The 9,189-nt window shown below is 65.6% G+C and carries 9 protein-coding genes; 6 read left to right on the top strand and 3 right to left on the bottom strand.

Annotated features, from left to right (window positions below; all coding sequences use genetic code 11):
• The 6 genes from BMX96_RS18890 to BMX96_RS18865 all read left to right on the top strand — a co-directional run.
• A partial coding sequence (locus tag BMX96_RS18890) for a transposase (protein ID WP_175481796.1) occupies positions 1–275 on the top strand: 275 nt, incomplete at its 5' end.
• Between the two features lie 124 nt (positions 276–399).
• Positions 400–1,305: a branched-chain amino acid ABC transporter permease gene (locus BMX96_RS18885; RefSeq protein ID WP_091846900.1), complete on the top strand. Its 906-nt coding sequence runs from the start codon at positions 400–402 to the stop codon at positions 1,303–1,305.
• Between the two features lie 10 nt (positions 1,306–1,315).
• Positions 1,316–2,302, top strand: a complete 987-nt coding sequence (locus BMX96_RS18880; RefSeq protein ID WP_091846899.1) for a branched-chain amino acid ABC transporter permease — start codon at positions 1,316–1,318, stop codon at positions 2,300–2,302.
• A complete protein-coding gene (locus BMX96_RS18875; RefSeq protein ID WP_091846898.1) occupies positions 2,299–3,051 on the top strand; it encodes an ABC transporter ATP-binding protein in 753 nt (250 codons plus the stop codon). Before BMX96_RS18880 ends, BMX96_RS18875 begins: the two co-directional genes overlap by 4 nt.
• Entirely contained in the window at positions 3,051–3,719 is a 669-nt protein-coding gene (locus tag BMX96_RS18870; RefSeq protein ID WP_091846897.1) for an ABC transporter ATP-binding protein, read from the top strand. Before BMX96_RS18875 ends, BMX96_RS18870 begins: the two co-directional genes overlap by 1 nt.
• Before the next feature lie 19 nt (positions 3,720–3,738).
• A complete protein-coding gene (locus tag BMX96_RS18865) occupies positions 3,739–4,488 on the top strand; it encodes an SDR family oxidoreductase (protein ID WP_091846896.1) in 750 nt (249 codons plus the stop codon).
• A 125-nt stretch (positions 4,489–4,613) separates the two neighbouring features.
• Here the strand turns inward: BMX96_RS18865 and BMX96_RS18860 are convergent, their stop codons facing one another.
• The 3 genes from BMX96_RS18860 to BMX96_RS18850 all read right to left on the bottom strand — a co-directional run.
• Positions 4,614–4,907, bottom strand: a complete 294-nt coding sequence (locus BMX96_RS18860; RefSeq protein WP_091846895.1) for a putative quinol monooxygenase — start codon at positions 4,905–4,907, stop codon at positions 4,614–4,616.
• Positions 4,904–6,262 (bottom strand): NAD(P)H-dependent oxidoreductase, encoded by a 1,359-nt coding sequence (locus BMX96_RS18855; protein ID WP_091846901.1) that lies wholly within the window; start codon positions 6,260–6,262, stop codon positions 4,904–4,906. The genes BMX96_RS18860 and BMX96_RS18855 overlap by 4 nt, the downstream gene beginning before the upstream one ends.
• Positions 6,263–6,573: 311 nt before the next feature.
• On the bottom strand, positions 6,574–9,189 hold a 2,616-nt coding region (locus BMX96_RS18850; protein WP_139210155.1), incomplete at its 5' end, for an ExeM/NucH family extracellular endonuclease.

The raw sequence follows: 9,189 nt of genomic DNA, 5'->3' as shown, positions 1-9,189 counted from the left end.
CCGACAGCTTGGAAGAAGCAGGCGACCGGCTATTCACCTTCACACGGCTCGATCCGACGCAATGGAAATCCGCGCGCACGACCAACGCCATCGAACGGCTGAACGGCGAATTTCGGCGCCGCATCAAGACGCAGACCGTGCTGCCATGCGCAGAGACCGTGCCCATGCTGCTGTGGGCGCTGCTCGCCTCCGGCCAGATCCAGATGCGCAAGGTCGACGGATGGGAGACCCTCTCTCAGCCCCTCGGACCCATGTCCCTTGACCTCGCCGCCTGAGAGGCCGAACCTTCACATGCCCGGAACACGCTGCCAGGGAATTTCCACAGCATTCGAGACACGACCCGGGGCCCGGCGCGTGTCGCCGGGCCTTGCCTGACCGCCCCTGATCCGGAGCATTCCGATGGACTATACGATCGTGCTCTTGGCCATTTTCGATGGTCTCTCCTACGCGGCGCTTGTCTTCATGGTCGCGGTCGGACTGACCCTGATCTTCGGCGTGCTGCGGATCCTGAACGTCGCCCATGGCTCACTTTATGCCATCGGGGCCTACCTCACCGCTTCCATCGGTGGCGCGATCTTCGCCGCCGGCTTTGCGCCGATCCTCGCCTTTCCGCTGATGCTGATCGCCGCCGCGCTGGTCGGTATCCTGCTGGGCGGCCCCATCGAGTACCTGCTGCTGCGCCGGATCTATCACAAGCCCGAGGTGCTGCAGCTGCTGGTCACCTTCGCGGTCTTCATGATCCTCGAGGACGTGCAGCGGTTGGTCTGGGGCAATCAACCCTATTTCGAGGCCTCGGCCCTGCAGATGCTGGGCAATATCCAGGTCTTCGGCGTCTACTACACGGTCTACCAGCTGATCCTGCTACCGGTCGTCGCTGCGCTGACGCTGATCGGTTTGCGGGTCTTCCTGCGCAAGACGCTGACCGGCCGGCTGATCACCGCCGTGACCGAGGATCGCGAGGCCGCGCAATCCATCGGCATCGACGCCAACCGCGTCTACCTTCTGACCTTCGTGGTTGGCGCGGGGCTGGCCGGGCTGGGCGGTGCGCTCGCCTCGCCCACCACCTCCGTTCTGCCGGGGATCGGGGCCGAGATGATCGTCCTGAGCTTCGCGGTTGTCGCTACCGCGGGCCTGGGCCGGATCGAGGGTGCGGCCATCGCGGCGCTGCTGATCGGGCTCGGCCGCTCGGCGGCGACCTATACCTTCCCCGAACTGCAAGTGCTGGTCCCGTATCTCATAATGCTGGCCGTGCTTCTGGTTCGCCCCGAAGGCCTGTTCGGCAGCCCCGCCGCCCGCAAGATCTGAGGAGCGCACCATGACCATCAGACACATCCTGCCCGCCATCGCGCTTCTGCTGATCGCCACAATCCCCTTCACCGCGCCCGCGCTGCAGATCCTTCTGACGCTGGCGCTGGCCAAGGCCATCGCCGTCATGGGGGTGACCCTCCTGCTTCGGGCGGGGCAGGTCAGCTTCGGCCACGCGCTGTTCTTCGGCATCGCCGCCTACGCGGCCGCCTTCGTCGCCGCCTCTTCGCTGGACGATCTCGTGGTGCTGCTGATCGCGGGCACGCTGGGCGCGGCCGTGTCAGGCCTGATCGTGGGCCTCTTCGTCGTCCGTTATCGCGGGATCTTCTTCGGGATGCTGAACCTGGCATTCTCGATGATCTTCTGGTCGGTGCTCGAGAAATTCTATCACTACACCGGCGGAGCGGACGGCTTGCGCTTGCCGCGCCCCTCGGTCCTGGGTTTGTCGCTGGAGCGCGCGCCGTTCGAGCTTCTGCTGTTCTACGTCACGCTGGGCCTGACCGTCGCGCTGGGATGGTTCGTCCTGCGCTTCCTCGGCTCGCCGGTGGGGCAGCTGTTCCAGACGGTGAAGACGAACGAAACGCGGCTCGAATATCTGGGGATCTCGGCCCGGACCACGTTGCTCAAAGGCTATGTCCTGTCGGCCGCGCTTTGCGGCACCGGAGGCATCCTCGTTGCGGTGGCGCAGGGGATCGTGACGCCCAGCTATGCCTACTGGATCCGCTCGGGCGAGATGGTTTTCATCGCGGTGCTTGGGGGCGCGGGCTCGATCCCCGGGGCCGTGGTGGGCGCTGTCGCCTACGAGGTCGTGCGCGCCTATGCCGCCGCTTTCGCCGCCGATATCTGGCAACTGGTGCTGGGCGTGTTCCTGCTGGCCGTGATTCTGTTCGCGCCGGGCGGTCTGGCCGGCATCTACGAGGGGCTGGCGAACCGGCTGTCGCGCCGCGACGCCCCGTCTGCCAACCGCAAGCCTGCCGCGAAGGAGGTCCATTCATGAGCACCCATCTGCTGGAAGCCCGCGATCTGGAGATCCGCTTCGGTGGCGTTGTGGCCGCCGACGGGGTGAACCTGACCATCGACGAGGGCAAGAACCTTGCCATCATCGGACCCAACGGCGCGGGCAAGACCACGTTTCTGAACATCTGCACCGGGTGGCTGAAGCCGTCGCGCGGTCAGGTCTTCTTTCTGGGCGAAGACGTCACCCGTCTGCCACCGCGCAAGATCGTGCAACGGGGCGTGGCGCGGGCGTTCCAGATCCCGCAGCTGTTCTCGGAACATACCGCGATGGAGAACCTCTTGATCGCCGTCTCGGCCCGCGAAGGGCGCCAGTCACCATTTCTACAGATGGAAGCGCAGCCCGAGCGCGACGAGATGCGCGAGCTTCTGGACCTCGTCGGGTGCGCCGATGTGGCCGATGCCCGCGTCGACGCCCTGTCGGAAGGGCGGCGCAAGCTGGTCGACATCGCGGTGGCGCTGGCGCTGAAGCCGCGGCTTCTGCTGATGGACGAACCCACATCCGGCGTCGCGTCGTCCGAGAAGTTCGAGATCATGGACATCCTCGTGAAGGCGCTGGCGCGGGCCGACGTGACCTCGGTCTTCGTCGAGCACGACATGGGCATCGTGAAGAACTACGCGGACGAGGTCGCGGTCTGGAACGCGGGCGAGGTGCAGATGCGCGGAACCCCGGACGAGATCCTGGCCCATCCCGACGTGATCCGCGACGTGATCGGAGAGGAGGCCGCCTGATGCTGGAATTCCGTAATGCCGACGCCTTCATCGGCAAGGTGCCGATCCTGCGGGGCCTGACCCTTCGGATCGACGCGTCCGAGACCATTGCCCTGATCGGCCGCAACGGCGCGGGCAAGACCACGACCTTGCGCAGCGTCATGGGCTTTACCGACGTGCGCGGGCAGATCCTGGTCGACGGGAACGACATCACGAAGGTCGAGCCTTCGCGCCGCCCGGCGCTCGGCATCGGCTACGCGCCCGAGGACCGGCGCCTGTTCTCGGGCTTCACGGTCGAAGAGAACGTGCTGCTGCCGGGTGAGGTCGCGGGACTGTCGTCCGCGGACCGGTCCGCGCGGCTCGACAAGGTCTATCAGGTCCTGCCCGAGCTGAAGGAAATGGCCGACCGTCCCGCCGGCGCCGTTTCGGGCGGACAGCGGAAGATGGTGGCGCTGGGACGTGGGCTGATGCTGGGCACCCGGCTTTTGATGCTCGACGAGCCGTTCCAGGGGCTCGCCCCCGCGCTGGCCCATCGCTATGCCGACGCGCTGAAACGGCTGCGCGATATCGACCGCGACGTGACCGTCCTGGTCACCGAATCGAACCCCACGCTATTGAAGAGCTTCGCCGAGCGTACCTTGGTGATCGAGCGCGGGGAAATTACCGAACCGAACCGCGTCGCGGTCTGATTTTGAGGGAGTGAGTGAGATGAGATTGAAGGACAAGTGTTGCCTCGTGACCGGCGCGGCGTCGGGGTTCGGCGAGGGGATCGCCCAGAAATTCACCGATGAAGGCGCTCGTGTCGCCGTCGTCGACCTGAACGGCGAGGGCGCGCAGAAGGTCGCCGACGGGATCGGCAATGGCGCGATCGCGGTGACCTGCGATGTGTCGAAGGGCGATCAGGTCGAAGCGGCAGTGGCCCGCGTGATGGAGGAATTCGGCCGCATCGACACCATCGTCAACAACGCTGGCTGGTCCAACAAGAACGCTCCGCTGATGGAGACCGACGAGGCCACGATCCGCAAGCTCTACGACGTGAACGTCATGTCGATCTTTCATATGACCAAGGCAGTCGTACCCCTCTGGCGCCAGGCGAACCCCGGGGTGATGATCAATGTGGGCTCGACCGCGGGCATCCGCCCGCGTCCTGGCCTGACCTGGTACAACTCGTCCAAGGGCGCGGCGAACCTGATGACGAAATCGCTGGCGGTGGAGCTGGCGCCGGACAACATCCGCGTCTGTGGACTGGCCCCGGTCATGGGCGCGACCGCGCTGCTGGAGAATTTCATGGGCATGCCCGACACGCCCGAGAACCGCGCGAAGTTCATCTCGACCATCCCGCTGGGCCGCCTGTCCGAGCCGCGCGACATCGCGAACGCCGCCGCGTTCCTGGCCTCGGACGAGGCCGAGTTCCTCACCGGCGTCATTCTCGAAGTCGATGGCGGGCGCACGATCTAGCTGGACGCGCTGAGAATGCGTTCTCTGGCATGGCTTTCAACACGATCGAAAGTGGATCGTACGGTCGGGTGCGTTCAGCGTGGTTCCGCGATGAAGAGCGGGCCAGGAAAGGCGCGGGCTTCCGATTACGGCGCAACCCGCTCAAGGAAATAGACGGGACCCTCGGTGCACAGGTGCAGGCTTTCCTTGAAGGCTGCGAGGTGCGGCGTCTCCAGATGCGCGTCGAAGGCGGCGCGATCGTCGTAGACCTCGTAGAACGTGACCCTTGCAGGGCTGGTCGACCGATCCACGCAGACGTCGAATTGCCGGCATCCCGGTTCGGTTGCCACCGACTGGGTGGCGTCGGCGCGCGCGGCGGCGAGAAAGGCGTCGAGCTTGTCATCCTCGACCTCGAAGCTCGGCAGGACCACGTAGCTCATGCCGCCACCGCCGCCTTGGGGCCCATGGTGTCCGTCTGCTCTTGGCGGACCGAGACGACGTCCAGGTCGTCGACAAGGTCCACGTCGTTCAGCGTTATGATCTGGTCGCGTGGGACGTCGCGCTTGAGCCTCACCTTGTGGGCCAGCCCGATGGGAAGTGCGCCGATCCGGGTGGACTGCGTCGCCGGAATGGCCTTGGCCCAGGTGGCGAACCCGCCTTCGCCGTCGAGCCATTCGCCCGATTTCAGGTCGCCCTTCGCGGTCGCCACGGCGTCGCCGCGAAATTCGACCGAGGTTCCCGTCGGCTCGCCGCGCAGCACCGCAGACAGGACCGAAACCGACGTTTCGAGCCCGATCAGGTGGAACGGCCGCCACATCGAGCCGTACCAGCCGGACTTGTCGGTCAGAAGGCCGTACTGGTTGAAGCACTGTCGCGTATATTCGTTCGGTGCCTTGAAGGTGACGAACATGCCGTACTGGATGTTGTTCAATACCACGCGGCCATCCGGTTCGCGGCTGGCAGCGATTTCGACGATCCCGTTCTTCTCGAGACGGCCGCCCTCGCTGACTGGCTTGAAGACTTCGGCCAGATCCTGAAGGCCCGCCGGGTGGAAGGCGAGACCGTCTTCGGGACAATCGAGCCCCGTGGCGTTCGCGATCGCGGCCATCTCGATCGCCGCCTTCGTGCCATCGGTGAACGAGTTGTACATCTTGGGATTGAAGTCGCCCGATTTCACCTGCTCGGGCGTGAAATCGAAGTAATCCCACACGGTGTCGGGCGTCGAGTAGCGATAACCGGGGCAGAAGTTCATGCCCTTGCCCGAAGAGACAAGCTCGAACCCGCAGGATTTCACCCAGTCGACCAGTTCGCAGCAGAAGGCGGGCTGATCGCCATAGGCCATCGAGTAGACCACGCCCTTCTCGCGGGCCTTCTGCGCCAGGATCGGACCGCACATGACGTCGGCCTCGACATTGACCATGACGACGTGCTTGCCGGCGTCGATCGCCTTCAGCGCGTGGCGCACACCGGCCAGCGGATGGCCCGTTGCCTCGATGATGCATTCGATCCCGTCGAAGGCGCAGAGCGCCGCTGCGTCGTCGGTCACGAACGTCCGTCCGCTGTCCATGGCGTCGGAGAAGCCCGTCGCCGCATATTCGGCCTCGTCCCAGCCGGTTCTCTCGAATGATTTCCGCACCTTGCCGACATCCAGGTCGGCCACCGCGACCACGTGGTAGCCCGCGATCCTGCGGGCCTGCGCCAGGACCATCGACCCGAACTTGCCGCCGCCGATCAGACCGACGCGGATCGGCCGTCCGGATGCGTTTCGCGCCGCAAGCATCGATGACAGGCTCATGGTCAATTCCCCTTCGACGGCCTTCATCGGCCAAGCAATCCGGTGAGGGCAGGGCGCGCACCGCGCGCTCGGGCAGACCGGCGTCTCTACAAGCCGCTCCGGTGTCCGCGCTGGTCCTGCAATTCCTCCACGGACAAAGCATGCCATCGGACGTTGGGGAAAGGAAAACGAAAAATCCCCCTCATGCACGTGGAAGGCATGGGAAGGCACATATCGGGCTTGCGCGGAACAAAGCCCGCGATCGTGTCAGGATCACGGATGCGACTGCCGCTCTGGGCACGGAGCCGCATCCGTATCCCCCTGGATGGCCGTCAGGCGAACATATCGCCCAGCTCAAGCCCAATGATCAGCGGATCGTGGTCCGACGCGCCGAACAGGCTCGGCTCGTAGAACGCGGGGTCGGTAAACTCGGAGCTGTAGTTCAACAGGTCCGGCTCATCCGCGTTGATGTGCCACTCCGCGGCGCCCGTGACCTGCGAGGTCAGCGTGGACGAGGCGATCCCCTGGTCGAGCGACCCGCGTTGGCCGTCGAACACGAACGTGTAGGCGCTGTCTTGCCCGATAAAGGTGTCGACCAGGTCGTCGTAATCCGGATCGTCGGTGAAGACCTGCACCGGGTCCTCCTGCGCATAGGCGTTGAGATCGCCCAGAATGAGGTAATCGGGATCGCTGATCGCGCCGTCCGCGTAGCTGTCGACGCCCGTTCCCTCGAGCCACGCCTTCAGCTCCGTCGCCGCATCGGTCCGGACCTGGTTCCAGTAGCCCTGGCCGTTGCCCTGTTCCACGTTCGGGTCGTTGACGAAGGCGTCGTACTCGGCCTGGGTGATCTCCCCGCGCGCAAGCAGTCCGGGCGCCTCTTCGAGCAGGCTCGCAAGACCGCTGTCGCCCTTGGACTTGAAGTGGTTCGAGACGACCGTCACCCGCTCGCCGGTGCCCGTCTCCTCGAAGGTGGCGGCGACGGCGGGGCGGTTGCGCTGGCCGGGATCGTTCAGGAAACCCAAGGGCGCCGCGGCGTCCGATGTCGCGTCGTTCGAGGCCTCGGTGAAGACGATGAAATCGCTGGCGACCTCGGTCACGGCATCGTTTCGATAGATCATCGCGGTGGTGATCTGGTCGGTGCCGATGGAGGAACCGGTGCCTGTGGGATCGACCGCGGACCACACATCCGCGCCCTCGGCTTCGTTCAGGGCATCGACGAGCGTTGCCGTGGCCGAGCCCGGGCCGAAGCCGTTGTTCTCGATCTCCTGCAGGCCGACGATATCCGCGTCGAGCGCCCGGATCGCGGCGACGATCTTGGTCTCCTGCCGCTCGAAGTCGAACGTCGAGTCGGCTCCCCGCGCGCCCAGCGTGGTGAAGTAGTTCAGGACGTTGAAGCTTGCCACCGACAGGGTGCCGCCCACATCGGGTGCGGTGGCATCCCGCGCCCCGGTGTTTGTGGACTGATCGATGGGCAGCGTGCCGTCCACCACCATCTTGTAGTCGCCGTCCGCCTCGGTGAGGATCCCCAGCACCGGGCCGGTCATCTCGGAGCCCAGCCGCAGGGTCGGCCCGTCGGCGGTGAAATCGTCGCCGGCGTCGAGGTACCCGTTGTCGTTGAGGTCCTGCGCGTCGCTGACAGGAATGAAGCGGAACTCGTCCGGGTTCTGGTTCGAGATTGAACGGCTGAGCCCGTCATCGATGATGAACTGGTTGTCCGCGTTCTGCGCGATCAGCTCCTGCACCTGCGTGGTCTCGGTCTGCGCGTCGAACAACTGCGTCGGCTGGTACTGGTTGCCGGGCGCCACCACGATCTCGCCATACCGGTCGAGGTTGAAGTTGGTGACGACCGTGATCGGGTCGTCCGTTCCCGAGACCAGCTCGATCCGCATGCTCTCGAGGCTCTCGCGGATGTCGGGATCGGTCTCACCCAGTGCGTAGACCACCGCGGTGGGCAGCGCGTTGCCGGTTGACAGGGTGGTGATCCCGGTCACGCTGTCGATTTGCGTGGCGCCCGAGAATTCGTCGACCGTCCCGGCAACTTCCACCAGGTCTCCGGCCGACACGGAAGGCGTGCTGCCGGTGAAGACGAAGATCCCCTCGGACGTCGTGGCGTCGAGATCGGAGTCGCCGTCTTCCTCCTGGAGGAAGAAGCCGTTGCTTGCGAGACGGGTCACGATCGCCTGAACCCGGACCGACTCGCCCACCATCGTGCTGGTCGCGCCGGAGCCCTGGATCGTCGAGATCAGGTCGATGGTGTCGTCGTCGAGGATCGTCGCGGTGGCCGCATCGGTGTCGATCCCCGCGCCGGTTGCGTTCGACAGCGTGGCGGTCAGGGTTTCGTCGTCCTCGGCTTCCGTGTCGCCGTTGACTTCGATGGTGACGGTCCTTCGGAGCTCGCCATCCGCGAAGCTCAGCGTCTCGCCGGTCGGCAGCCCGTCCGCCAGGTCCGCGGCGTCGGCGGTGCCGGAAAAGGCGATGTCGACCGAGGCCGCGCCCTCGCCGCTGGTGCGGCTCACGGTGAACACCACGCTCGTCGTGCCTGAATTGCCCTCGATCACCTCGACCGGAGCAACCGCGATGTTGAACTCGGGATCGGACGGCGGGGCCGTGCCCGGCGTCCCCGAGATTTCGATGTTCTGGAAGACGAGGGCCTCGGATCCGCCGTCGGCCTCGGCGGTGACGCGCAGGGTGAGCGCGTCGCCGGTGCCGTCCAGCGCGGTGATGAAGGTCGCCAGGTCGTCGGTCAGGACGGTGCCGTCGAGCAGCAGCGGATCGTCCAGGGCGAAGCTCGCGCCGCCCTCGAGCGTGTAGGTGGCGCTGCCGTTCTCGTCGACGCTGAAGACGAAGGCGTCCTGGAAGGCCGCGCCGTCGATGGAGTAGGTCATCGTGAAGACGTCGCTGCTCTCGAAGTCGCCCATCGCGCCGAAATCGACGCTGAGTTCGAGGTC

The sequence above is a fragment of the Palleronia pelagia genome, assembly GCF_900110115.1.
GTDB classification, from domain to species: Bacteria; Pseudomonadota; Alphaproteobacteria; order Rhodobacterales; family Rhodobacteraceae; genus Palleronia; species Palleronia pelagia.
The sequence above is the reverse complement of the archived record's forward strand: the minus strand, read 5'-3'. Positions and strand labels throughout refer to the sequence as shown.